This is a genomic window from Agarivorans sp. QJM3NY_25, from assembly GCF_050870875.2.
GTDB lineage: Bacteria > Pseudomonadota > Gammaproteobacteria > Enterobacterales > Celerinatantimonadaceae > Agarivorans.
Map to the genome: position 1 here is coordinate 4,035,166 of NZ_CP194041.2, position 24,975 is coordinate 4,060,140.

22 protein-coding genes are annotated in these 24,975 nt (G+C 44.2%); 14 read left to right on the forward strand and 8 right to left on the reverse strand.

The genetic code is table 11. The features are described from left to right. The first annotated feature begins 1 nt into the window (after window position 1). Both ruvX and ACRRSW_RS18350 read left to right on the forward strand, forming a co-directional pair. Complete coding sequence (ruvX, locus tag ACRRSW_RS18345; protein WP_432451795.1) at window positions 2–430, forward strand: Holliday junction resolvase RuvX; 429 nt, start codon at window positions 2–4, stop codon at window positions 428–430. An 874-nt stretch (window positions 431–1,304) separates the two neighbouring features. Beyond that, the gene (locus ACRRSW_RS18350; protein ID WP_432460092.1) at window positions 1,305–2,891 is read left to right on the forward strand and encodes a pectate lyase family protein; all 1,587 of its coding nucleotides are present in this window, start codon (window positions 1,305–1,307) and stop codon (window positions 2,889–2,891) included. Between the two features lie 55 nt (window positions 2,892–2,946). On the opposite strand, the gene ACRRSW_RS18355 is transcribed toward ACRRSW_RS18350, so the two are convergent. Beyond that, on the reverse strand, window positions 2,947–4,356 hold the full coding sequence (locus ACRRSW_RS18355; RefSeq protein WP_432451793.1) for an alanine/glycine:cation symporter family protein: 1,410 nt from the start codon (window positions 4,354–4,356) through the stop codon (window positions 2,947–2,949). 306 nt (window positions 4,357–4,662) lie between these two features. Between ACRRSW_RS18355 and ACRRSW_RS18360 the strand changes: the two genes are divergently transcribed. The 7 genes from ACRRSW_RS18360 to ACRRSW_RS18390 all read left to right on the forward strand — a co-directional run bounded on the left by ACRRSW_RS18360 (window position 4,663) and on the right by ACRRSW_RS18390 (window position 11,074). Then, a complete protein-coding gene (locus tag ACRRSW_RS18360; protein ID WP_432451792.1) occupies window positions 4,663–4,830 on the forward strand; it encodes a DUF3545 family protein in 168 nt (55 codons plus the stop codon). Between the two features lie 325 nt (window positions 4,831–5,155). Then, window positions 5,156–5,575, forward strand: a complete 420-nt coding sequence (gene rbsD, locus ACRRSW_RS18365; RefSeq protein WP_432460093.1) for a D-ribose pyranase — start codon at window positions 5,156–5,158, stop codon at window positions 5,573–5,575. Window positions 5,576–5,600: 25 nt separating this feature from the next. Further along, entirely contained in the window at window positions 5,601–7,106 is a 1,506-nt protein-coding gene (rbsA, locus tag ACRRSW_RS18370; protein WP_432460094.1) for a ribose ABC transporter ATP-binding protein RbsA, read from the forward strand. Beyond that, window positions 7,103–8,089 (forward strand): ribose ABC transporter permease, encoded by a 987-nt coding sequence (gene rbsC / locus ACRRSW_RS18375; protein WP_432460095.1) that lies wholly within the window; start codon window positions 7,103–7,105, stop codon window positions 8,087–8,089. Before rbsA ends, rbsC begins: the two co-directional genes overlap by 4 nt. A gap of 32 nt (window positions 8,090–8,121) precedes the next feature. Then, on the forward strand, window positions 8,122–8,997 hold the full coding sequence (rbsB, locus tag ACRRSW_RS18380) for a ribose ABC transporter substrate-binding protein RbsB (RefSeq protein WP_432451788.1): 876 nt from the start codon (window positions 8,122–8,124) through the stop codon (window positions 8,995–8,997). Window positions 8,998–9,096: 99 nt separating this feature from the next. Then, window positions 9,097–10,035 (forward strand): ribokinase, encoded by a 939-nt coding sequence (gene rbsK, locus ACRRSW_RS18385; protein ID WP_432460096.1) that lies wholly within the window; start codon window positions 9,097–9,099, stop codon window positions 10,033–10,035. A 31-nt stretch (window positions 10,036–10,066) separates the two neighbouring features. Then, complete coding sequence (locus ACRRSW_RS18390; RefSeq protein ID WP_432460097.1) at window positions 10,067–11,074, forward strand: substrate-binding domain-containing protein; 1,008 nt, start codon at window positions 10,067–10,069, stop codon at window positions 11,072–11,074. A 45-nt stretch (window positions 11,075–11,119) separates the two neighbouring features. Here the strand turns inward: ACRRSW_RS18390 and ACRRSW_RS18395 are convergent, their stop codons facing one another. Beyond that, window positions 11,120–11,692 (reverse strand): hemerythrin domain-containing protein, encoded by a 573-nt coding sequence (locus ACRRSW_RS18395; protein WP_432460098.1) that lies wholly within the window; start codon window positions 11,690–11,692, stop codon window positions 11,120–11,122. A 414-nt stretch (window positions 11,693–12,106) separates the two neighbouring features. Here ACRRSW_RS18395 and grcA point away from each other — a divergent pair, with 414 nt between their 5' ends. Next, window positions 12,107–12,487, forward strand: coding sequence for an autonomous glycyl radical cofactor GrcA (grcA, locus tag ACRRSW_RS18400; protein ID WP_432460100.1), 381 nt, complete (start codon window positions 12,107–12,109; stop codon window positions 12,485–12,487). 70 nt (window positions 12,488–12,557) lie between these two features. On the opposite strand, the gene tesB is transcribed toward grcA, so the two are convergent. From tesB to thrA, 4 genes are all read right to left on the reverse strand, one after another. After that, entirely contained in the window at window positions 12,558–13,418 is an 861-nt protein-coding gene (gene tesB, locus ACRRSW_RS18405; protein ID WP_432451783.1) for an acyl-CoA thioesterase II, read from the reverse strand. A gap of 472 nt (window positions 13,419–13,890) precedes the next feature. Beyond that, window positions 13,891–15,168 (reverse strand): threonine synthase, encoded by a 1,278-nt coding sequence (gene thrC / locus ACRRSW_RS18410; RefSeq protein WP_432460101.1) that lies wholly within the window; start codon window positions 15,166–15,168, stop codon window positions 13,891–13,893. Continuing rightward, window positions 15,165–16,130: a homoserine kinase gene (gene thrB / locus ACRRSW_RS18415; protein WP_432451781.1), complete on the reverse strand. Its 966-nt coding sequence runs from the start codon at window positions 16,128–16,130 to the stop codon at window positions 15,165–15,167. Before thrB ends, thrC begins: the two co-directional genes overlap by 4 nt. Before the next feature lies 1 nt (window position 16,131). Next, window positions 16,132–18,603, reverse strand: a complete 2,472-nt coding sequence (thrA, locus tag ACRRSW_RS18420; protein ID WP_432460102.1) for a bifunctional aspartate kinase/homoserine dehydrogenase I — start codon at window positions 18,601–18,603, stop codon at window positions 16,132–16,134. Between the two features lie 312 nt (window positions 18,604–18,915). Here thrA and aceK point away from each other — a divergent pair, with 312 nt between their 5' ends. Together aceK and ACRRSW_RS18430 are read left to right on the forward strand one after the other, a co-directional pair. Next, window positions 18,916–20,622 carry a bifunctional isocitrate dehydrogenase kinase/phosphatase gene (gene aceK, locus ACRRSW_RS18425; RefSeq protein WP_432460104.1) on the forward strand — a complete coding sequence of 569 codons (1,707 nt, stop codon included), beginning with the start codon at window positions 18,916–18,918 and terminating at the stop codon, window positions 20,620–20,622. 122 nt (window positions 20,623–20,744) lie between these two features. Beyond that, window positions 20,745–21,299: a hypothetical protein gene (locus tag ACRRSW_RS18430; RefSeq protein WP_432451778.1), complete on the forward strand. Its 555-nt coding sequence runs from the start codon at window positions 20,745–20,747 to the stop codon at window positions 21,297–21,299. On the opposite strand, the gene ACRRSW_RS18435 is transcribed toward ACRRSW_RS18430, so the two are convergent. Next, a complete protein-coding gene (locus ACRRSW_RS18435; RefSeq protein WP_432451777.1) occupies window positions 21,296–21,793 on the reverse strand; it encodes a putative 4-hydroxy-4-methyl-2-oxoglutarate aldolase in 498 nt (165 codons plus the stop codon). The two genes, ACRRSW_RS18430 and ACRRSW_RS18435, sit on opposite strands and share 4 nt — an antisense overlap. After that, entirely contained in the window at window positions 21,765–22,211 is a 447-nt protein-coding gene (locus ACRRSW_RS18440) for a DUF3293 domain-containing protein (RefSeq protein WP_432451776.1), read from the reverse strand. Before ACRRSW_RS18440 ends, ACRRSW_RS18435 begins: the two co-directional genes overlap by 29 nt. A 346-nt stretch (window positions 22,212–22,557) precedes the next feature. Here ACRRSW_RS18440 and arcA point away from each other — a divergent pair, with 346 nt between their 5' ends. Beyond that, a complete protein-coding gene (arcA, locus tag ACRRSW_RS18445) occupies window positions 22,558–23,268 on the forward strand; it encodes a two-component system response regulator ArcA (RefSeq protein ID WP_432451775.1) in 711 nt (236 codons plus the stop codon). Between the two features lie 251 nt (window positions 23,269–23,519). Further along, window positions 23,520–24,932, forward strand: a complete 1,413-nt coding sequence (gene pykF / locus ACRRSW_RS18450) for a pyruvate kinase PykF (RefSeq protein WP_432451774.1) — start codon at window positions 23,520–23,522, stop codon at window positions 24,930–24,932. The last annotated feature ends 43 nt before the right edge of the window (window positions 24,933–24,975 follow it).

Genomic DNA, 24,975 nt, shown 5'->3' on the forward strand with positions numbered 1-24,975 from the left:
CATGGCAAGAGCTGGAGAACGTTCGGTATTAGCCTTTGATTTTGGCACCAAGAGTATCGGGGTAGCTATCGGCCAAGAGCTCACCGCCAGCGGCAAACCGTTGGCAGCGCTCAAAGCTCAGGATGGTATCCCCAACTGGCAAACGGTGGAAAAACTACTGGCACAATGGCTACCCGACCTGCTGGTTATCGGCTTACCCCTCAACATGGACGGCAGTGAGCAGGAGCTGACCACCCGTGCAAAAAAATTCGCCAATCGCTTACATGGGCGATTCGGCTATCCCATTGCGCTGCAGGACGAGCGTCTAACCACCGTTGATGCCAAGGAAAAACTGTTTGAATTAGGTGGTTACAAGGCGCTAGAAAAAGGTGCTGTCGATAGCCTCGCGGCCGCCTTAATCTTTGAAAGCTGGTGTTCAGAACAAGTTTGAGCGCCTAAGCCTTAAATCCGGCGAAACAACTTAAGCCGATGAGAGCAAGGGACGCGATCCACTGCTACCAATCTGATTCATGATATGACCTATTTATTGCGCAAAATAAAGTTGTCGATAACGAGGCATAAACTGCAGTAACGAGTGAATCTAATTACAAGATGAATAACGTAATTAGCACTGATTTAGGCCCGCAAAATGAACTGATAATTAGCTAGATTGGTATGATACGAGGCGCTCTCCCACTCACTCCTTGCTCGCATAAAGAACAGCTAAACCTCTCATGAACGGAAAGCGGTGTGGTTCGCAGCGAAAATATCAATCATCATTCAATTAGCTGTTATTAACGTCACAAATATCAGGCGAATAAATGCGCAAAATCAATTTGCCCACAGGCAATTTCAAACACCGAGCAAGCATATCTCAAACAAGTCATCCGATATACCGAGTATATTTAAAGCCCCTATTTATAACGTTGAGATCATAAAATTTTTAATTCATGACAAAGCTGTAAAAAATTGAATAAAAACACTCTCATACATATATCAAGTCGATACCCCGAACCCGCCGGTCAAAAAACAGCCAAAACTATCCGCTAAATATTTCCCTAAATATGTGATGAAACTAGAAATTAATACAATAAAATTAATGTGTTAGCTCATTTTAATAAATACAAAGACATTCATCACAAAAAAATATTAAGAGATTATTATATTACAAATGAACGCGTCACACTGATGACTAATATTAACGACTAAAAGCACCGATTGAAGTGTCATGTTACCTGTAAAACAAGCCAATAAATTTAATCACAAATTTAAAGACCACTTACATCAAACATTCGCGAAGTTCATGAGGATGCTGGAAAAATAAAATGTCTTATAAAAAAATAAATAATAATACTCTACGCCTAAGTACCCTTGCCTTAATCACATCCAGTTTATTACTCACCGGATGTAATGATAGTATTGAATACACCGCTGATGGAAAGGATGATGCTAGTCAGCAACAAGATCTACAAGTTAAAAATGCTCCCTTTGGCTGGGTTACGCAATATAAAGATCCAGACGGTAATGCTCATCAAATTACTGGTGGCGCAGGTGCCACTGAAGACAGTATTTATGTCGTTTCTAGCCGTCAAGAATTAAGAGATGCACTGAATAACATTAATAGCGAAAACTATATTTCCGGAGATAGTGCTGCCGAATTGAAAGCCAAACTTGAGCCCAAAATCATCTATTGGCAAGGTACGATTCGCGGTGATGAATTAAGCGATGGTAGCTATGCGGATGCCGAATACTATAAGTCCAAACCAAATAGAACTAAATTTGATTTTGATCTCTATGTGAAGGCTTTCGACCAAGATTATCGCGATGAATTGCAAGCGACCATCGACGCAAATGGCGCTGATGCGGAGGCCGCTAAAACGGAGCTTGACCTGTTAAAAAGACAGAATGGTCAACGTTCTCAATATGCCAATAATCAAAAATCACAAATTCAATTTCAAGTACCACCCAATACGACTCTGTTAGGGGTCGGCAATGATGCCAAGTTAATTGAAGGCTATTTATCTCTAAATACACTGAGCCATACCTTTGATCGCACAGATAACAGCAACATTATTATTCGCAATATCACTTTCCAAGCTCCCCGTGATTTTGCTCCTGCGTGGGATGCTGGCGATGGTGACTCTGGTAATTGGAATGCTCGGTATGATGCCGTATCGATTAATGCCAGTAATAACATATGGATTGACCATTGTTCATTTTCTGATGGAGACCACCTTGACAAAGACGAAGAGAATATTTTCGGTAAACATGTCCAACGCCATGATGGCTTGTTAGATATAGAAGATGACTCCGATTATATTACTCTCTCTTATAATATTTTTTCAGAACACGATAAGACAATGATCATCGGCTCTGGAGATGGCGATACCGGAGACTATCGTATTACCTTCGAAGGTAACTATTGGAAGAACAATAAACAACGCACTCCACGAGTACGCTTTGGCAAAGTTCATTTAATTAATAACTATCATCAAGGTGCAACTGACGCCGATTACCCCATTCTGTATGCCATTGGAATGGGTTATGGATCATCGATACTTTCTGAAAGTAATGTATTTGATTTCCAAGGAAGTGGGGCAGAAGAAAGCACAATTATTGGTGCTTATAAAGGAAGTAAATTTAAAGACAATGGCTCTTGGTTTAATGATGAGCCCGCTACAGAATTAAATCAAATAGCCTTAGATAAATGTACCGAGCTACAAACAAAAGAAAAAGAAAAAGCAGCCCTGGCAAATAAAGAGCCAGCGAGTTGGGCATTAGAAACTTGTACCAACCAGTTAGATTGGACCCCTCCTTATAACTATACAGTGGGCCGTAATCCATCGGTGGTTAAAGATTATGTGCTGGACAATGCAGGCATCGGAAAACTAAATATTTCTGTTCCTAAATAATTCATTCAAAAAAGCCTCGAAAGATTCGAGGCTTTTTTTTATTAATTGAATACAATTATGATTGCGGATTCGACCAAATTTCTGGATCAATTTGCTTTTGCAATTCTGGATGGTCCTTACTATCAAAGCAAGGAAGCTTACCCGCATCTAGTTGACGGTTATAATCTTTTGCCAGCTTAACCACAACGCCCGACAACATCAGGATCGCCACGAGGTTAACAATTGCCATCAGTCCCATGGATACATCGGCCAGGTTCCAAATAATATCAATTTTAACCACCGCACCAAACATCACCATCGCCAACACCAATAGACGAAAGATCCACAAACCAGCTTTATGATTATGCTCAAGAAAAATCAGGTTAGTCTCTGCGTAAGAATAATTCCCGACAATTGAAGTGAAAGCAAAAAAGATGATCGCAACACCAACAAAATAGCTCCCCCAAGCACCAACTTGACTACTAAGCGCTTGTTGAGTGAGCGCAATCCCGCCACCCGCAAGAGACTCATTATAACTCAGCAAAATAATCGCCGCAGTGGCAGTGCAAATGACAATAGTATCGATAAATACCCCCAACATTTGCACATACCCCTGGGAAGCCGGATGCGGAGGATAAGGCGTCGCGGTTGCAGCCGCATTCGGTGCGCTGCCCATGCCTGCTTCGTTGGAAAACAATCCTCGTTTGATACCATTCATCATTGCGGCAGCGAAAGCACCAGCTCCCGCCTCTTCAAAACCAAAGGCCGAGCGGAAAATAAGACTAAACACCTCAGGCATCTTATCGATGTTGATTACCACAACCACCAAGGCAACTAAAACGTAGGCTAAAGCCATCACGGGCACCACCAGTTCCGCGAATCGAGCGACACTGCGGATCCCGCCAAAAATGATCAAGGCTGCCGCCGCCACTAATACCAGGCCCACCAAGACCTTATCGAATCCAAAAGCTTCATTGAGAGCGGAAGCGATAGAATTGGCTTGCACCGCATTAAAAACCAGACCAAAGGCAACTATCAGGCAGATGGCAAAAACCACGCCCATCCAGCGTTTTCCTAAGCCTTGTTCCATGTAATAAGATGGACCACCACGAAAGTTACCATCGCTATCTTTTACTTTATACAACTGCGCAAGGCTACTCTCTGCAAAACTAGTCGCCATGCCCAGGAAAGCAATTAACCACATCCAAAATACCGCGCCCGGGCCACCCAGTGTGATAGCCACGGCAACCCCAGCGAGGTTACCAGTGCCGACTCGCGCGGCTAAACTCGTACATAAGGCCTGAAAAGAAGAAATACCACTAGCATCGCCCTTACGGCTAGACTTCATCACTGAGAACATGTGGCCAAAATGTCTAATCTGAATGAACCCAGTTCTAATCGTAAATAACACCCCTGAGCCAACCAATATATAAATTAGTAGATTTCCCCAAAGTACATCATTCATCCAGTTTATAACTTCATTCATACCTATTATTTACCTCTTTTTTGGACGTTGATGCCATACCTTCAACATACTGTTGCGGAGGCGAAGTTTAGAGAGGCACCAATAACCATGCTTTGATATATAACAAAAACAAGATAAAAAAGCGCATATATATAAATAAAAGGCATTAACGCTATAAAACAACCACTTTAATCCTACAAAATAGCTATATGTTTTGCGATTTATAGTCAAAAAAATGCAGCTCAGAAACTTTTTTGTAACATTGGTATTTTACTTTCATTGAACCTGTGGTACTTATTAACTGCAACAACATACAAGGAGATAACCATGGATAGGCTAGACTTGGATACTGTTGAAACCAGCAAGGCTTCTCGCAGCTCAAACAAAAAGCGCAAATGGCGAGAAATTGAGGCAATAAAAGATAAAATCCGCTTACAGAAGGAACTACAGTCAATCGACCATAGTTTCGATCTTCATACCGAATACGAATATTAATCTGTGACGAAATACGAATATGACAGGAAACCCGGTTAAGCCGGGTTTTTATTATATTCGCAACAGCCCCCCTTCAACGGAAGGGAGAAATCATCGAAGACTCATCCTCTGCGGCACAAAAGTTAAACTATTTGACAATTTTTACGACTCACCTAATCTCGCCTACAAAAAAAGCGTGAGCTAAGCCTCAAGAACTGCAAACGACACATGCAAATTATAATAATTAGCGCTAAATTCTTCATCGAAACGTTTGCGCAAACGTTTCGATGAAGAGTAAATCTAAATAAAAATCGTTCCCTAATCACTGACAGAGATGATAACTATCATGAAAAAAGCACCCCTACTCAATGCTGAACTGTCTTACATTATCGCCAAATTGGGCCATCAAGATCAGCTCTGTATCGGCGACGCTGGCCTACCAATCCCCGACAGCTGCCAACGCCTTGATCTCGCATTAACTAAAGGCATTCCTAGCTTTATTGACACCGTTAAAGCGGTACTTGGTGAAATGCAAATTGAAGCCGTGACTCTCGCCGAAGAAACCTTGAGCCATAGCCCACAGTTGCATGCACAGTTGCTCCAGCTAATCCAACAACAAGAGCAATTATCGGGTCAGTTAATCCGCCTTAATTTGCTGAGTCATGAGACTTTTAAACAACAAACAGCAAGTGCAAAAGCCGTCGTCAGAACTGGCGAATTCACCCCTTACGCCAATGTTATTTTCCACGCAGGCGTGGTGTTTTAGCCCTTTATCCGAATCTGGAGCTTTCATGACTCAGCCGATCCTAGAACTCAACAATATCGAAAAGAGCTTTCCTGGCGTGAAAGCCTTAGATGGCGCTAGCTTGCGTGTTTATCCCGGTAAGGTAATGGCCTTATTAGGTGAGAACGGTGCAGGAAAATCCACCTTAATGAAGGTGCTCACCGGTATTTATAGCCTCGATAGCGGCAAGATTAACTATCAAAATAAACCAGTCAGTTTTGATGGCCCTCGCGCATCGCAAAGCGCAGGTATTAGTATCATTCATCAGGAGCTCAACCTGATCCCTGAGCTAAGTATTGCCGAGAATATCTTTTTAGGTAGAGAACCTACTTATGTCTTTGGCGGAATCAATTGGCCACTCATGTATCAACAAGCCGACCGACTATTGGCTCGTCTCAAAATTCAACACAGCGCCAAACAATTGCTGGGTTCGATTAGTTTAGGTGAACAACAAATGGTCGAAATCGCCAAGGCGCTGTCCTTTGAATCCAAGGTGATCATCATGGATGAGCCCACCGATGCTCTCACCGACACCGAAACCGAAGCTTTATTTGCCGTGATCAAAGAGCTCCGAAACCAGGGCTGCGGCATTGTTTATATTTCCCACCGTTTAAAAGAAATATTTGAGATTTGCGATGACATTACGGTGCTGCGTGACGGCAAATTTATAGGTCAACGCAGCATTGACGATATCGACGAAGATAGCATGATTGAAATGATGGTGGGGCGTCGTCTTGATGAGCAATTCCCTCGTATCAACCACCAGCATGGCAATACCTGCCTTGAACTAAAAGGCTTAAGTGGCTCCGGCATACGTCAAGTCAGTTTCCACTTAAATAAAGGCGAAATTCTCGGTATCTCTGGTTTGATGGGCGCAGGTCGAACTGAATTGATGAAGGTGATCTATGGTGCCCTCAACCGTGATTCTGGTGAAGTCTATTTAGAAGGAAAAGCCATTCACCCTTGCAGCCCACAAGAAGGCTTGGCCTTAGGCATCGCTTACATCTCGGAAGACCGCAAAAAAGAAGGCTTAGTTTTGGGGCTATCGGTCAAAGAAAATATGTCTCTATCTTGCCTGAAACAACTTTCTAATGGGCCACAATTGAAGCATGGCGATGAAATTATCGCCGTCGAAGACTTTATCACGCTGTTCAATATCAAAACCCCCAGCCGTGAACAAATCATCGGTAATTTATCAGGCGGCAACCAACAGAAAGTAGCGATAGCAAAAGGCTTGATGACCCGTCCAAAAATCCTGATTTTAGACGAACCCACCCGCGGCGTAGACGTCGGCGCCAAAAAAGAGATCTACCAATTAATCAATCAATTTAAGGCTGAAGGCATGAGCATTATTTTAGTGTCTTCAGAAATGCCTGAAGTACTGGGCATGAGTGACCGAATATTGGTGATGCACGAAGGCACCATAAGCGGTGAATTTAGCGCCGAACAAGCCGATCAAGAGACACTAATGGCCTGCGCTGTTGGTAAAAAAATTAATGAGGACGCAGCATGAACAGCAAAGCCCTAGCGAAACAAAGCCCCCAAGCCCAAACATCAAGCATATTTAGTAAGCATTGGTTAATTGAGCAAAAATCGTTGATTGCGCTGATTTTACTCATCGTCGTCGTTTCAATACTAAATCCCAATTTTTTTACCCTAGATAACCTCCTTAATATTCTTCGGCAAACCTCTGTTAACGCCATTATTGCGGTTGGCATGACACTAGTGATTTTAACCGCAGGGATTGACTTAAGTGTCGGCTCTATCTTAGCCCTCTGTGGAGCCTTTGCCGCCTCAATGATTGGCTTGGAAATCCCCGTTTACATCGCGGTGCCAGCCGCACTGTTAGCGGGAACAGCTTTAGGTGCGGTGAGTGGACTGATTATTGCGAAAGGAAAGGTTCAAGCTTTCATCGCAACCTTAGTCACCATGACTTTACTACGCGGTGTGACCATGGTGTACACCGATGGCCGCCCCATCTCTACAGGCTTTACCGACGTTGCCGATAGCTTCGCATGGTTCGGTACTGGTTATATGCTGGGGATCCCTGTGCCTATTTGGTTAATGGCATTGGTATTTGCTGCGGTTTGGTACCTACTAAATCACACCCGCTTTGGTCGCTATGTGTATGCACTCGGTGGCAACGAGGCGGCGACTCGCCTTTCTGGAATCAATGTAGATCGCGTAAAAATTGGTGTTTACGCCATTTGTGGACTACTTGCAGCCTTAGCTGGCTTGATCGTCACCTCTCGGCTCTCCTCGGCTCAACCAACCGCAGGAATGGGCTACGAGTTAGACGCAATCGCTGCCGTGGTATTAGGTGGAACCAGTTTAATGGGTGGGAAAGGACGGATTATGGGTACCCTTATTGGCGCCTTAATCATTGGTTTTTTAAACAATGCCTTAAATTTATTAGACGTATCTTCGTACTTCCAAATGATCGCCAAAGCATCGGTGATTTTATTGGCAGTCATGGTAGACAACAAAAACAAATAATAGATAGAACCTCAACTACAAGGAACATCGTTATGAACAAGCTCACGACATTACTTTCTATGGCTGTACTTGGTACTGCGATCAGCACCACCGCCGCCGCCGATACTCTCGCGATGGTGGTATCAACCCTAAATAATCCATTTTTCGTATCGATGAAAGATGGTGCTGAAGCAAAGGCTAAACAACTCGGTTACGATCTGTTGGTCTTGGATTCACAGAATGACCCAAGCCGCGAGCTTTCCAACGTGGAAGACTTAACAGTACGTGGTGTAAAAGCAATTCTGATCAACCCAACTGACTCCGATGCGGTCTCAAACGCAATCCGCATCGCCAATCACGCCAAAATTCCAGTATTAACGCTCGATCGCGGTGCTAGCCGTGGCGATGTGGTCAGCCATATCGCTTCAGACAATGTCGCGGGCGGAAAAATGGCAGGTGAATTTATAGTGCAGCAGGCTGGCGCAACTGCAAAAGTAATTCAGCTAGAAGGGATCGCTGGAACCTCCGCGGCACGCGAGCGTGGCCAAGGTTTTATGCAAGCGGTCGAAAGCAGCAAAATGCAGTTACTCGGTAGCCAACCAGCTGACTTTGATCGCACCAAAGGGCTGAACGTGATGGAAAATATGCTTGCTGCAAATCCTGATGTTAAGGCTGTATTTGCGCAAAACGATGAAATGGCGTTAGGCGCTTTGCGTGCGGTACAAGCCTCAGGCAAAAAAGTACTAATCGTTGGTTTTGATGGCACCGACGACGGTATTGCTGCAGTAAAACGCGGTTTGATGGCAGCAACGATTGCCCAACAGCCTGAAAAAATTGGAGCCCTAGGGATTGAGACTGCTGATAGAATGTTAAAAGGTGAAACGGTAGAGAAATACATTCCAGTCCCTTTAAAAGTGGTCACAAAATAAGCCTAAAGAAGCACTTTACTTACAGCTAAATAATCAACCGGAACTGAGCAGAACAAGCTTCCAGCTCAGTTCCATAAGTAGCAATCATCGAGGTAACAAATGAGCAAATTGGTTATATTAGGCAGTGTCAATGCTGACCATGTATTACAGGTGAATAGTTTTCCTCAACCAGGTGAAACCTTGCAAGGTAGCGGCTACCAAGTGGTTGCGGGCGGTAAAGGCGCCAACCAAGCCGTCGCAGCCTCACGCCTAGGGGCCGATATTGCCTTTATCGCCTGCATTGGAGACGACGCCTTTGGCCAGCAAAGCCGTATCAATTTTGCCAAAGACGGAATCAATACCGAAGCGGTAATGGAAATCAGTCTCTGCCCTACTGGCATTGCTATGATTTTAGTTGCAGCAACTGGCGAAAATAGTATAGCCATCTCCGCCGAGGCAAATGCTCAGCTAACGCCACAACGCTTAGCCGCTCACACCTCGTTAATTGAGCAAGCCGATACCTTATTGATGCAATTGGAAAGCCCTATCGAAACGGTGACCGCTGCGGCTCAATTAGCAAAACAGCACCAAACCCGAGTCGTACTCAACCCTGCCCCAGCAAGGGCACTTGATGATGACTTATTGGCTCTGATTGATATGATCACCCCCAATGAGACCGAGGCCGAAGCGCTCACTGGGATCAAAGTGGTGAACGCCAGCAGCGCCGCTCAAGCCGCGCAAGTCTTACACCTTAAAGGTATCCCTTGGGTATTGATCACGATGGGCAGTCAGGGGGCATGGGTCAGCCATCAAGGTGAAGGCCGGCTAGTTGCAGGCTATAAAGTCAAGGCGCTAGATACCACGGCAGCGGGCGATACTTTTAATGGCGCCTTGGTCACCGCTTTATTAGAACAACAGCCGGCAGAATCGGCAATACGTTTTGCACATGCCGCTGCAGCACTCTCGGTCACGAAATTTGGAGCCCAACCTTCAATTCCTGATCGACAACAGGTTTTTGAGTTTATTGCACAGCAAGATTCTGCGACTATAGTTAATTAATAGTCTGATTAATCAGGAGAATTTAATCGCCATGGCGACCATAAAAGATGTAGCGAAGCATGCTGGAGTCTCTACTTCAACGGTAAGCCATGTATTAAATAAAACCCGTTATGTAAGCGAAGATATCATTCTTAGAGTGATGACCGCAGTCGATCAATTGCACTATGCACCATCGGCTCTGGCTCGTAGCTTAAAGGTACAACACACCAAAACCTTCGGCATGTTGGTCACGACATCTACCAACCCCTTTTTCGGTGAAGTGGTTAAAGGCGTGGAGCGCAGCTGTTACCAACACGGCTACAATCTAATTTTGTGTAATACCGAAGGTGACCAGGAGCGGATGAAATCAAACCTGGACGCCTTACTACAAAAACGGGTAGACGGACTACTACTCATGTGCGGCGAATTAGAAAACCCCGAATTCGATTTATTTAGCCGCCATCAACCAGTCCCAACGGTGGTGATGGACTGGGGTCCAGTCAACTTCCCCAGCGACAAAATCCAAGATAATTCACTGCAAGGTGGTCAATTAGCCACCCAACATCTAATTAGCCAGGGCCATCGTCAAATTGGCTGCATTACTGGGCCTCTCGACAAACAAACTGCGCAACAGCGCTACGCAGGATTTTTGCGAGCGATGGAACAGGCGAAGCTACCAGTAAATCCAGCTTGGGTCGCCTCTGGTAACTTCGAATGCGAGGGCGGCGAGCAGGCATTTCGAGCCATTCATGCGAATGCTCCCCTGCCAAGTGCGTTATTCGTATCCAATGACATGATGGCCATGGGGGTAATTAATACCGCTAGCAAGCTCGGTATTAAGGTTCCTGAGCAACTCTCGCTGATCGGTTATGATGACATTAAATTAGCCAAATACATTACTCCCTCACTCACCACGATTCATCAACCCAAACACCGCTTAGGGCAGCAGGCCGTCGATAGCCTACTAAGAAAAATAGAGTATCCCGGTCAACCAAACCAAATTATCCAGTTAGAGCCAAGCTTAGTGATCCGTGACAGCGTTCTGACTTATTCTGCCTAATTGAGGCTAAAAACCCGCTTCTTAGCGGGTTGATTCAAATCGATTCTAAACCGAATCGCCTGGGCTTTCCTCATGCGGTTCCGAGAGCTTAATCCGCTCAGCTAAAGCTTTATATTGCTCTTGCACTCGATGACCAAATAAAGGATCTTCGAAATTACCATGTTGCCAGCTTTGCTCTATCGCCCGCCAATCGTCTTCCGTTAAATGTCTTTTTAAGGCCGGAAAGATCACCTCTTCTTCATAATTCAAGTGATCCCATTGGGCTTTAATAAATGCTTCTAATTTGTCGCTAAATTGATCCAGAGGAACCACCGCGTCCAATAAAATAATATCAATAATATCGCTGAGCTCAGCGGTCATCTCCAGTAAGTCGAGATGTTGCTGCTTTAGTTGCCCAGACAAGTCATCTTCGACAACTCGATACTTGGTATAATAATCGTAAATCAGATCTTCTTTAGGATGATGGCAACGGTCAGCGTACTCTTGCATATAACTAATAATATGAGCAATTAATTTATATTTAACTGCTTTTTCGTTACGAATATGCTCCAGTTTCTGCTCCAACACTTTTAACAACTTGGCGATATTCTGATGGTCTTGATGAAGACTTTGTAACATTGCTGCTCCTTAGCTAACCGCACTCTTAGATTCAGTATAAGGTACTTATTATTTTTAGATTATTGCGCTAGATCGTCTATTAGACCGATTGCCTCTTTGCCTAGTTCACAAATTTTACAATCCCTGTTCAAGGCTTCGCAAAACGAGCGTTGAACAATCAATATGACTTATTGTTCAACAAACACCCACCCCTTGTACAGCATTTAGTCAAGAATGTTCGGTTGCAAGCATAATTACCAAGCTAACGGCTTGCACTGAGTCAACAAACACCGTAAAAAAAATTAAAAAAAACCCTTTTTTGATTAAGGTCAATTGTAGTATAGTTTCAGCAAGTGGCGATAATGATTCAAGTAATGGCTCAGGCATCGCTATATGCTGTAATAAAATTACACTTTTAAGCTAATGAGGTATGTTATGACCACAGGTATTCAAATCACTAAAGCAAACAATCAAGCCCTACTTGGTTCTTTTTGGCTGTTAGATAACGAACAAAATCAAGCGCGCTGCCTTTGTGTTAAAGATGAACTTTTTGCAGAAGATGAAGTCGTCGCCATCGATACATTGGGTCAGATCGAATATCGCGAAGTACCGATGAAAGCACAGGCACTGGAAGAAGGTGGTCAACACCTTAACGTGAATGTACTACGTCGCGAAACGTTAGAAGATGCCGTGAAGCACCCCGAAAAATATCCACAGTTAACCATTCGTGTTTCTGGTTATGCAGTACGTTTCAACTCGCTAACCACTGAACAACAACAAGATGTTATCACTCGGACTTTCACTGAGTCGCTATAACACGCAGTCTGCAAAAACAAAAAAAGCATGCTTTAGCATGCTTTTTTATTACATGAGATCCAACCTAGCTCTAACGACGCTCGCGTACCAAACCTTCTTGAATGGTAGAAGCCACTAGCTTACCCTCTCGGGTATAAAACTGTCCTCGAACTAAACCCCTTCCCTGAGACGCCACCGGGCTATCAACCACATATAACAACCAATCATCTAAGCGAAAATCGTGATGAAACCACATACTATGATCAATCGTTGCGGCTTGTATTTCCGGTTCAATAAAGGAGCGGCCATGGGGCTGCAAGGCGGTCGGTAAGAAGTTAAAATCTGAAGCGTAGGCCAGCAGATAACGATGAATACGACTATCATCGGGCATTTGACCATTCGCCTTAAACCATACACAGCGTTTTGCAGCTCGTTTTTCTGGTAATAAAGGGTTAACAAACTCGACCGGACGCATTTCTAAAGGTTTATCACAAATAAATTTGTCGCGCACCGCATCGGGCAGCATCTCTCGTAACTGAAATGCATACTCTTGTTCAGAGAGTAGATCTTCTGGAGCGGGAACCTCTGGCATCGCATCCTGATGCTCAAAACCAGCAGACACCTCTTGGAAAGAAGCCGTCATGTAAAAAATTGGCTTGCCAAATTGAATCGCTTTGATTCGGCGAGTAGACACACTGCGTCCATCACGAATGCTTTCAATATCATATACAATCCGGTGATTCGGATCGCCTGGCCTTAAAAAATAAGAGTGAAATGAATGCACCTGGCGATTTTCGGCTACCGTTTCTTTGGCTGCCGACAATGCCTGTCCCATCACTTGCCCACCAAACACTGCACCAAAACCTAAATCTTGGCTTTGGCCACGAAATAGTCCTTCTTCTATGCGCTCTAAGCTCAAAAGTTCGAGCAGATCTTTTAACACTTTACTCATAATAATCGTAATTTTTGAGGTCAATCGGTGCAATATGCGCGAGAAGTTTGCAAAGATCAACTCAGCCAAAGCGAATAACAGTTAATGTTAAAAACGTAAATAAAGTATCCCGAGACAGATTGTTGGGACGAGCGTCGATGATGTGAGCAGACCTGAAAATAACGGTAGACAGTGCGCTCGGTAAACTTGAAAGCCTCAGCTTGGTCAATTTTGATTCTCGCTTGAAACTCTTAACCAAGAGAAAAACCATATAGACTAGAGATTTAAGTGATTAACGATAACCAGCCCTTTAAGTAAGATAAATAAAAATGTGCGTAAATTGATGAAGATTTCGTTTGCTTTGCTCAGCTTTATTACTGTTTCAATAACGAAACGCATTCCAAAACGACCACTTGCATAGCAGCCTCCCAAACACAAAAAAAAGCAATGGGTTTCACACCCACTGCTTTTTTTAACGAAGCCGAAAATTAAATTATAAGCTCAGTAATAAAGCTCTTAATTGTGCGAAATCTGCAGGCATCTGCTTCGACAGTAAATCTAGATCCGCACGATCGGCAAGCGGTTTAGGAATATCGATTTTGCGCTGCAAGATCTCTTCAACACTTTCCTTAAATTTAGCCGGGTGAGCGGTACACAGAAATAAACCTTGTTCGCCATCCATCAGCTGTTCGCTCAATTGCTGATAAGCGATTGCGCCATGCGGCTCACATAAATAGCCCTGTGCATCCAAAGCTTTAAGCGCCTCCGCAGTCTGTTTATCGGTCATCACCCCCTTGGCTAGGTCACTTAAAGACCAACCTTGAGTTTTAAACAGCTCTTCAACGCGTGGCCAGTTATTGGGCTGGCTCACATCCATCGCATTGGAAAGCGTAGCCTGAGTCGGCTTAGGCTCCCATTGACCAGAAGCAAGATAACGAGGCACCGTATCATTCACATTAGTCGCGGCAATAAAACGCTTAATCGGCAAGCCCATAGCTTTGGCGATTAAACCTGCGGTGAGGTTACCAAAGTTACCTGAAGGCACCGAAACCACCAGCTGTTGCCGCTCTGCTTTACTTAACTGTGCAGCCGCTTCAAAGTAGTAACACACTTGCGCAGCCAACCGGCTAATGTTGATCGAATTCGCCGAATTCAAACCAATCGCAGTTTTTAGCGACTGATCATCAAAGGCCTGTTTCACCATCGCCTGGCAGGCGTCAAAGTCCGACTCAACCGCCACCGTAGTAATATTGCCACCAAGGGTACAGAACAACTTTTCTTGCAATGGGCTGATTTTTCCTTTGGGGTAAAGCACCACCACATTGATATTTTCCATACCGTAAAATGCGTGTGCCACTGCCGCCCCTGTATCCCCCGAAGTTGCGGTTAAAATGGTGGTTTTTTTACCTTCAGAGAACTTGGCCAAACACTGCGCCATAAAACGTCCACCAAAGTCTTTAAAGGCCAAAGTCGGTCCGTGAAATAACTCTAATGCACTGATCTGCTCGGTCACTTTTGCCAAAGGTGCTGGAAAAATAAAGGCTTTAGTGACCATTTCCAATAGGCTTTGTTCAGACAATTCGTTATCGAGTAACGCAGCCAATAGCTTGGCACAACGAGGATGAAAATCGAGTTCAAGCAAACTATCGATATCATCAAAGTGAGGAATCGCTTCAGGGAAGAATAACCCTTGTTGTTTACCTAAACCTTGTTTTACCGCTTGGGTAAAACTAACCTGCTCGTCGTTACATTTTAAGTTGTATAAATTCATAGCGATGTTCCTGTTACTCGAGTGCCTTGTTCATCAATTTTACAGATATGGCAAAATCCATCTTGATTTTGAATAAAATGTTGCTCTAACCAGTCTTTTAGACGCTGCGCCTGTTCCAGCACTGGCGTGACCACAAATACCGTCGGACCTGACCCAGAAATACCACTCGCCAATGCACCACTTTGTGCAGCATAGCTGCGAACGTCAGTAAAACCAGGGATCAATTCAGCCCGGTAAGGTTCAGCAATCACTTTGTCTTTTAGCAAAGACGCAGCAAGTTCAGGCTGTTTGCTGTAACTGGCATGAACAAACCCTGCAAGATTTCGCCCGTATTCCAAGGTATCTTGGCGACGATACTGGGCGGGTAGAATCGCCCGAGCTTGGGCAGTGGAAATATTAATGCCTGGATAGGCGACAATCCAATACCAATCCTCAAAATGTGGTATCGCTTGGCTGGTTGCTCCAGCTTGTTGCAGCATCAATTGCATCCCACCGAGATAGCATGGTGCCACATTATCATAATGCACACTGCCACTAATTTGCCCTTCGAGCTCCCCCATCATCAGTAGCATTTGCTCTTTATCGAATGGGAAGTCTAAATAGGCATTCAAGCCTTCTAAGGCTGCGACCACCGAACAAGCGCTCGAGCCTAAACCACTGCCAATAGGCAAGTTCTTTTCCAAGGTCATTTTAACGCACCCCAGCACTTGCCCATGATGCGCTAACAACTGCTGAGCAAAATAATGGTAGCAGTCATAGAGAATATTTTGTTTCGGGTCGGCGGGTAGCTTATGCGCGTAAGGCCCTACATTCTCGATCAACACATCAGCGCCATCGGCCGCCTCAATTTGTACTCGGTCGCCCAATAATTGTCCATCTATCGGTGATAGGGCCGCGCCTAGAGAATCAAAACCAACACTCACATTAGCCGTTGAAGCGGGTGCGTAAACCACAATACTCATGTTACACCTCCTGCTTCCAGTTGAGTGTTCGAAGTACATCGGCGAATACCCCAGCAGCCGTTACCGCCGTGCCCGCACCGTAGCCACGCAAGACCAAAGGAATAGGCTGATAGTAACGGCTATAAAAAGCCAGCGCATTTTCGCCATCTTTTACTCGGTTAAGCGGATCGTCGGCAGCAACCGCCGCCAGCGAAACTTTACAAACGCCTTGATCGATACTACCTAAATAACGCAATACCTTCCCCTCAGCTGCCGCATCCTGTTGTAACGTGGCGAAATACCCGTCAGCCTCGGGGAGGCGCGCCATAAAGGCTTCGGTATCACCACTGGCATCGAAGTTAGGTGGCAGCGCCTGCTCGATTTGGATATCATCAAGGTTTAGTGGCATACCCGCTTCGCGTGCCAAAATCAGCAACTTACGGGCGACATCCATGCCCGATAAGTCATCTCGCGGATCAGGCTCGGTAAAGCCGTTTGCTCGGGCGATGGAAGTCGCTTCAGAAAAGCTCATCCCTTCATCTAACTTACCAAAAATGAAAGAGAGTGAGCCAGAAAGGATCCCGTTAAAACGCTCTAACTTATCCCCCGCCTTGAGCAGGTTCTGCAAATTCTCAATCACCGGTAAACCAGCACCCACGTTGGTATCGTATAAAAACTTACGACGCATCGACAACGCAGTTTTACGCAGTTGCTGATAATACTCAAGACTTGAAGTATTGGCTTTCTTGTTCGCGGTTACCACGTGGAAACCATTGGCCAAAAATTCAGCATACTTACCAGCAACATCATCATTACTGGTACAGTCAACGATCACCGGATTAATTAAATGACTTTGTCCCACTAATTCATTCACATTGGCCAGCGTAAACCCACCATTCTCGCTGCAATTGGCCAGTTGCTGTTGCCAATCGTCTAGCGCGAGGCCTTTAGGATCGAGTAATAGTTTGCGGCTATTAGCCAAGCCACAAACGCGGATCGCTATTTGTTGCTCTTTTAGATGCGCCTGCTGGGTATGAATTTGCTCTAACAACGCGCCACCCACGCCACCCACGCCAATTAAAAATAAATCGATGTAATGCATGCTCTCAAAGAAATTTTGATGACAAGCTCGGATCGCCTCCGCCACTTTATCTTGGGAAACCACCGCCGAGATAGAGCGTTCGGAAGAACCTTGTGCAATCGCCACAATATTAATCCCAACTTCCGCTAACGAAGTAAAGAAGCGTGCAGCTACCCCTTTACTGCGGCGCATGCCGTCCCCCACCAGCGAAATAATCGCTAATTGGTCGATGGTCTCAATCGGCTCCAGCAATTGATTGGCTAATTCCAGCTCAAACTCTTCATTTAAAGCCGCTAAGGCGCGGATCGCATCAACACTATGAATACAAAAGCTAATGCTATACTCGCAACTCGATTGAGTAATCAGCGCCACAGAAACATGACTACGAGAAATACTTTCAAAAATACGGCCAGCCATGCCCACCATACCTTTCATGCCAGGACCTGAAACCGTCAACATAGTGAGTTCGGCAAGGCTAGATAAAGCTTTCACCGGTAAATCATCTTGCCCTTGGCTTTGTGCGCCAATTAATGTTCCTTCCCCCTGAGGATTAAAAGTATTCTTAATTAGGCAAGGGATATGGTACTGAGCAATCGGGGCAATGGTTTTGGGATGCAGTACCTTAGCGCCAAAATAGCTTAACTCCATGGCTTCTGGATAGCTTAAACTACGTAACAAGCGGGCATCTTCAACCAAGCGAGGATCGCAATTATATACGCCGTCGACATCGGTCCAAATTTCACAGCATTCTGCATCTAAACAGGCCGCTAATACCGCGGCGCTATAATCGGAACCATTGCGGCCAAGCACTACGGTTTCACCCTGCGCGTTACCCGCCGTGAACCCAGGCATCAAATAAATTAGGTCTTGCTGGAGCATGCTCTGATTCAAACGCTGCTTACTGGCCTGAATGTCGACCACAGCCTCCAAGTAGCCCCCCGAGCTGGCCAGCAATTTTTGCTGAGGAATAATGATCTCTGCACTATGGCCACGCACTGCTAGCAGATAACTCATGGTGTGAATGCTCAGTTTTTCGCCTGTAGACAATACCTTGGCGCGAATATTATCTGGGCATTGTTGCAGTAAGGCGACCCCTTTTAGTAACTGGCGTAATTCACCCAACTCTTGGTGAATCATCAACTGCATTTGCTCAATGGCAAAACCTGCATATTTATTCTTTAATTCACCGAGCAATTGCTGGAAGGTGGTTTCAATACGATTTAATAAACCCTCTCCATCGTTGCCGTGACTAACCATATCCACCACTGCAACTAAATCGTTGGTGACTCCCGCAGGAGCAGAGAGTACCACCGCCAATTGTGACTGATGTTGGTTACTTAATACTATATCGGCTGCGCGATTAAAGCGCTCAGCGTCGGCTAAAGATGATCCACCAAATTTTAAAACTCGCATTGTTCCTCCCAAAAAAAAACCCGTATCGTGATTGATACGGGCTTTCTTCAATGTAGTTTATCGCTACAACAAGCCCGTCCCGCATGTGGTGGTGCGGGTAATAATACCGGTGGTTGTGTAAGCAAAATATACTGACATCTGAATAAAAATTTAAATTCCAATTATGTTCATACCATAACCAGCTGGGCTAAAGAGTCAAGTTTTATTTAGCTCAAAACTCATCCAAGTCAACAATCATTTCCGAGATAAAAATTTGAACGCCCGTTTAAATCCTGCCATAGTGGATAAAAAAACAACAATAAGAAAACGCCGATGAAAAACTCGATGGAACACATCGCAGCAGAAACGATGCTGCAACGCTTCAACAGCTTCTACCAATGTTTCTTAGAAGTCACCCGCGGTGCGAAACAACGCTTCGAAACCGCTGACTGGATGTCTGTACAACTCGCATCTAGAGAGCGGATCCGGCTATATGATCATCATGTCACCGAAGCGAGGGCAGCCATCAAACAACTAACTGGCCATCTACAACGTAGCGCTCAATTTTGCGCCGCAGTAAAATATCGGTATTCCCAGTTAATTAGCCAACATGAAAATTTTGAAGTCGCTGAATCTTTCTTTAATTCGGTGTATCAAAGACTATTTCATCATCGCTACATCGAAGAAGACCAACTATTTATTCGACCAAGTCGTAGCAGCAAACGCTTTGACTATCAATTACTCACCCATCGTTACCAACATACCGAGCTGCAACAGCTACTGGTCGACTTATTTAAAGACTATGACTTCGCCATTCCATACGAAGACTTATCACGCGATATCAATTTTATCCAACAGCGACTCCAACAGCAGCCTCAGCTCAAGCAGCAACCATTACACCGCATCACCATGCTGCAGCCAGTGTTTTATCGGAACAAAGCCGCCTATTTGATAGGCCACTATCAAAGCGAAGCGCTGTCTTTCCCCATCGTATTTCCATTACTCAACCAGCAAGCCCAGGTTGCGATAGACACCGTGTTAATCGATAGTGATCAGGTGAGTATTATCTTTGGCTTTGCCCGCGCCTATTTTATGGTCGACGCCCCTGCACCAAGACGAATTGTAAACTTTTTAAAGCAGCTACTCCCCAATAAAACCGATTATGAGCTGTTTATCGCAATCGGCTGTCAAAAACATGCTAAAACCGAATTTTATCGTCACTACTTAAACCACTTACACAACTCCAAAGACCAATTTGAACTCGCCCCCGGGATTAAAGGTATGGTGATGAGCGTATTTACCTTGCCCTCTTATGACGTTGTATTTAAAGTGATAAAAGATCGCTTCACTCCCCCCAAAGAGGTCAGTCGGGCGGTCGTCAAAGAGAAATACCGCTTGGTCAAACAACACGATCGTGTCGGCCGAATGGCCGATACTCAAGAATTTACTAATTTTGAATTCCCTTTAGCCCGCTTTAGCCCTGAGTTACTTGCAGAACTGGAACTCGTCGCGCCGTCTGCGCTCAAAATAGAAAATGACGTACTCACCATTAAACACCTCTATACCGAACGCAAAATGGTCCCGCTAAACATCTACTTAGAGCAAGCCGACGAAACGCAAACTCGGCAAGTGATCGATGAATATGGCAACGCCATCAAACAACTAGCCGCAGCCAATATCTTTCCTGGGGATATGTTATTTAAGAACTTTGGGGTCACTCGGCATGGGCGAGTCGTATTTTATGATTACGATGAAATATCCTATATGACGGAGTGTAATTTCAGAGAATTTCCACAATCCCCCTATCCTGAAGACCAATGGGCCGTACATCCTAGCTATTCTGTTGGTCCCAATGATATTTTCCCAGAAGAATTTGCAACGTTCTTGCTAGGGAAACCAGCTGTAAAACAAGCATTTAGAGAATTGCATGCGGAACTGTTTCAGGCCAGCTATTGGCAAAGTTTGCAACGCAACATCGAAAATGGTCAATTTGAAGATGTCTTTCCTTACCGTAGGCATTGCCGATTTATCAACCGTTAGCTACCAACTTTCAAGCCGTGACTCGTTCCGCCATCGCGTAAATATTTTTTGTGATCGACCGTGATCTTCTGTATGAGATCGACCATAATAGTTATTGGGAAAAATAATAATAAGGGGCAGCAGTGACTAAGTTTAGTTTTAAGTATTATTTTGCTGCTCTTTTGATGATCACGGGTCGTTCAGCGTTCGCTGCAATCCCAAATATTGATAACCAATTAAGTATTAGCTACGGTGATGGCCAACATCTACAACTATCAACCCGCAGTCAAATTAAAAACTGGTATGTAACAGGCTATAACAACAAACAATTTATTTACACAGGGCCCCGGGATCAAACTCAATCATGGTTTTTTAACGGCGGTTACCAGCATCAACTGCGTAACGAATTCTCACTCTTTGTCGAAGCAGGGGTGAACAATCAATACGACGATATTGCGACACGTAGAGGCTTTAATCTTTCGACAGGCTTAAATTACCAGCCGCTACGGCACCTATCACTTCAAAGTAAATTGGTACAAATTCACCAACCTGATGATGACACCACCGAACAAAGCCTCGAGGTATCGAGTACATTACACCTACTCAATAACATTGATGTAAAAGCTGTCTATCAAATTGAAGCACAAGATAAGCAAACCCAGCAACAGCTTCAATTTGGTTTAGGTTATCGCTTTTAAGCGAAGCCTTCCGGCAGATTTAAGGCCTGTTCGCTCAGCAAGATCCCATTCTCATCCGCATACAAATACATCCCCGGTAGAATTTTTACACCAGCAAAATTCAGCTCGCAATTAACATCCCCGACACCTTTTCGCTCGGTTTTCATCGGGCAAGCAGCTAATGCCCTTACTCCCAAGTCAATCGTATTAATCGTCGATACGTCTCTAATCGCACCGTGGATGACCACCCCAGACCATCCTTGAAGATAAGCCGAATCCGCGATCAAGTCGCCCATCAATGCATGTTGAATATCGGCACCACCATCCACCACTAATACTCGCCCTCGGCCCGCAGTGGCTAATAACTCTTTGACTCGACTGTTGTCTCGCCAACATCGAACCGTCACCACTTCACCGAAAAAGCAAGTTTTCAATCCATAAGACCGAAAAATAGGGGTTAACAGCTGAACCTGTTGCGGATAGAGATCACATAATTCCGGCAATAAATCTTGCATTCTGATACTCCTTTATCATTTGTTGATATCCCTGTGGATTATCAAACCAACGACTCGCGGTATTGCCAAGACATGAGTATGCTCGGCTTATATCATTACTATCATAGAGATAACAATCACCATCAAGCCAGTAAAAAGCTCTCTGTTTGAAAACCTTTGCTACATATTGCGCATCAATTAACGAACATTCAACAACCGCGCTAAATTCGTAATGATTAAGATCAATAGCGCCTGCAAAGACCCAAGAACAAGGCATTTTATGGACACGCAAATATGTAAGTAAATGACAATCTAACCAGCGATTAAACTGCTGAGATCGGGTAACCCCTTTAGGATTGTTCGCGGTAATAACAGCAAGCCCATGATATTTAAGGGCTGTATCTGCCAAAAATATAGTGTTTTTATACAAATTAAACATGTAGTTTATTTTCAGTAATGACGCGTATAAATTGCCATTATGACCATTTCCGATTGATTTGAATCAAATCCGCTTCAAAAAACGTAAGCTTTTTTCAGACTCAAGTTGTTATATCACTGTTAAGCCCATAGAATATGTTCACTGCTTGTAACGAATCATGCATACAGAAGATCTCTTACGCTGACTTACGTCTCGTTTTGAGCACACTATTTGTTTATTTTTTTTGCCATATGAGAAGTTTTAACACAAACTCAACATGGCATTGTAGCTAGTGTTTACTTCATCTTCTATAAAACACCGAACAGTTCGCAAGCCAACTTTTTTCTATATAGCATTGGGGAAGACCATGACACCAAATATTCTAATTGTCGAGGACGAACTGGTCACTCGTAATACGCTAAAAAGCACTTTTGAAGCCGAAGGTTACAACGTGTTTGAAGCGATTGACGGCAATGAAATGAACAGCGTACTTGAAGCTCATTCAGTTCACTTAATTATCATGGACATTAATCTTCCAGGTAAAAACGGTTTATTGCTTGCCCGTGAACTTCGAGATCGTGAACAAATCGCGTTAATGTTTTTAACTGGTCGCGACAATGAAGTTGATAAGATTTTAGGTTTGGAAATTGGGGCCGACGACTACATCACCAAGCCTTTCAACCCTCGCGAATTAACCATTCGTGCGCGCAACCTACTAAATCGTACCATCAATGGACAATCGGCTAATGAAGACAAGGGCTCTGTAGAAGAGTATCGCTTTAACGGCTGGACCTTAGATATTAATAGCCGATCGTTAGTAAGTCCTAACCAAGAAACCTACAAACTGCCGCGTAGCGAATTTCGTGCAATGTTGCACTTTGTAGAAAACCCTGGACAGATTCAAACCCGTGCAGATTTATTGAAGAAGATGACAGGGCGGGAATTGAAGCCGCATGACCGGACGGTTGACGTAACCATTCGTCGGATCCGCAAGCATTTCGAATCAATACCAGAAACACCAGAAATTATTGCAACCATTCATGGTGAAGGTTATCGTTTCTGTGGTGAAATTGAATAAGCAGCTCACTTACAAAAAACCTCGCAGTTTCGCGAGGTTTTTTTATACTTGTGAGGCGCTCAAATAACGAGCAACATGAATAAAGGTGACGAAACTCAGACAACTCACAATCATGTTACTGAGGTAAAAAATCGTCAATGTTTTGATCGATGTTCTGATTTGTAGTTATTTTTCTACATATTCTTTTGTTATCAATCTTGTATAATATGCGCAGAATTTTTTAACAGCATCCTTAACGGAGAGTCACTTCAATGAAGAAAACAAAAATAGTTTGTACCATTGGCCCAAAAACTGAGTCAGTAGAAATGCTAACTCAATTAGTTGAGTCTGGCATGAACGTTATGCGCCTTAACTTCTCTCACGGCGATTTTGCCGAGCACGGTACTCGAATCAACAATCTACGTGAAGTTATCAAGAACACCGGCAAATCTGCCGCTGTTTTATTAGATACCAAAGGCCCTGAAATCAGAACGATTAAACTAGCTGGCGGCAACGACGTAAGCTTAGTCGCCGGTCAAGAATTCACGTTCACGACCGACCAAACTATTATTGGTGATAAAACTCGCGTAGCCGTTACCTACCCAGGTCTTGCTGCAGACTTAAAAGTTGGCAACATTATCTTAGTTGACGATGGTCTTATCGAAATGGAAGTTATTGCCGTTTCTGATGACGAAGTGAAGTGTACTGTTCTTAACAACGGTGATTTGGGCGAGAACAAAGGTGTTAACTTACCTGGTGTAATCGTACAACTACCAGCTCTATCAGCAAAAGATAAAGGCGACTTAATCTTTGGTTGTGAGCAAGGTGTTGATTTCATCGCTGCATCGTTCATCCGCAAGAAAGAAGACGTTCTAGAAATTCGCCAACTGCTTAAAGAAAATGGCGGCGAAACCATTCAAATTATTTCTAAGATCGAAAACCAAGAAGGTGTTGATAACTTCGATGAAATCTTAGAAGTATCTGACGGTATCATGGTTGCTCGTGGTGACCTAGGCGTAGAAATTCCTGTAGAAGAAGTTATCTTCGCTCAGAAAATGATGATTGAGAAATGTAATCGTGCTCGTAAGCTAGTGATTACAGCCACTCAAATGCTTGACTCAATGATTAAAAACCCACGTCCAACCCGCGCAGAAGCTGGCGACGTAGCCAACGCAATCTTAGACGGTACCGATGCGGTTATGCTATCGGGTGAGTCAGCTAAAGGTAAGTACCCTGTAGAAGCAGTCACTATCATGGCTACTATCTGTGAACGTACCGATGCCGTGATGCCTTCTAACCTAGATCCTGCACGTGATAGCGGTAAATTGCGCATCACTGAAGCGGTATGTAAGGGTGCAGTAGAAGCTTCTGAAAAATTAGCGGCACCACTTATCGTGGTTGCTACTGAAGGTGGTAAGTCAGCGAAGTCAGTTCGTAAATACTTCCCACAAGCAAATATTTTAGCGATTACCACTAACGCAAAAACTGCTGCTCAGCTTTGTTTATCTAAAGGTGTGATTCCTCACGTTGTAGAAAGCATCGATAATACTGATGCGTTCTACATGCTTGGTAAAGAACTTGCGATTGAATCAGGGTTAGCCAATAAAGGCGACATCGTGGTTATGGTTTCAGGTGCACTCGTACCATCAGGCACCACCAATACGTCTTCTGTTCACGTATTATAATCACTCGCTTGATTGCTATCCAAAAAGGCGCCTCAGGCGCCTT

Coding starts and splice junctions, on each gene's coding strand:
- ruvX (WP_432451795.1), top strand. CDS start 2: ATGGCAAGAGCTGGAGAACGTTCGGTATTAGCCTTTGATTTTGGCACC.
- ACRRSW_RS18350 (WP_432460092.1), top strand. CDS start 1,305: ATGTCTTATAAAAAAATAAATAATAATACTCTACGCCTAAGTACCCTT.
- ACRRSW_RS18355 (WP_432451793.1), bottom strand. CDS start 4,356: ATGAATGAAGTTATAAACTGGATGAATGATGTACTTTGGGGAAATCTA.
- ACRRSW_RS18360 (WP_432451792.1), top strand. CDS start 4,663: ATGGATAGGCTAGACTTGGATACTGTTGAAACCAGCAAGGCTTCTCGC.
- rbsD (WP_432460093.1), top strand. CDS start 5,156: ATGAAAAAAGCACCCCTACTCAATGCTGAACTGTCTTACATTATCGCC.
- rbsA (WP_432460094.1), top strand. CDS start 5,601: ATGACTCAGCCGATCCTAGAACTCAACAATATCGAAAAGAGCTTTCCT.
- rbsC (WP_432460095.1), top strand. CDS start 7,103: ATGAACAGCAAAGCCCTAGCGAAACAAAGCCCCCAAGCCCAAACATCA.
- rbsB (WP_432451788.1), top strand. CDS start 8,122: ATGAACAAGCTCACGACATTACTTTCTATGGCTGTACTTGGTACTGCG.
- rbsK (WP_432460096.1), top strand. CDS start 9,097: ATGAGCAAATTGGTTATATTAGGCAGTGTCAATGCTGACCATGTATTA.
- ACRRSW_RS18390 (WP_432460097.1), top strand. CDS start 10,067: ATGGCGACCATAAAAGATGTAGCGAAGCATGCTGGAGTCTCTACTTCA.
- ACRRSW_RS18395 (WP_432460098.1), bottom strand. CDS start 11,692: ATGTTACAAAGTCTTCATCAAGACCATCAGAATATCGCCAAGTTGTTA.
- grcA (WP_432460100.1), top strand. CDS start 12,107: ATGACCACAGGTATTCAAATCACTAAAGCAAACAATCAAGCCCTACTT.
- tesB (WP_432451783.1), bottom strand. CDS start 13,418: ATGAGTAAAGTGTTAAAAGATCTGCTCGAACTTTTGAGCTTAGAGCGC.
- thrC (WP_432460101.1), bottom strand. CDS start 15,168: ATGAATTTATACAACTTAAAATGTAACGACGAGCAGGTTAGTTTTACC.
- thrB (WP_432451781.1), bottom strand. CDS start 16,130: ATGAGTATTGTGGTTTACGCACCCGCTTCAACGGCTAATGTGAGTGTT.
- thrA (WP_432460102.1), bottom strand. CDS start 18,603: ATGCGAGTTTTAAAATTTGGTGGATCATCTTTAGCCGACGCTGAGCGC.
- aceK (WP_432460104.1), top strand. CDS start 18,916: ATGAAAAACTCGATGGAACACATCGCAGCAGAAACGATGCTGCAACGC.
- ACRRSW_RS18435 (WP_432451777.1), bottom strand. CDS start 21,793: ATGCAAGATTTATTGCCGGAATTATGTGATCTCTATCCGCAACAGGTT.
- ACRRSW_RS18440 (WP_432451776.1), bottom strand. CDS start 22,211: ATGTTTAATTTGTATAAAAACACTATATTTTTGGCAGATACAGCCCTT.
- arcA (WP_432451775.1), top strand. CDS start 22,558: ATGACACCAAATATTCTAATTGTCGAGGACGAACTGGTCACTCGTAAT.
- pykF (WP_432451774.1), top strand. CDS start 23,520: ATGAAGAAAACAAAAATAGTTTGTACCATTGGCCCAAAAACTGAGTCA.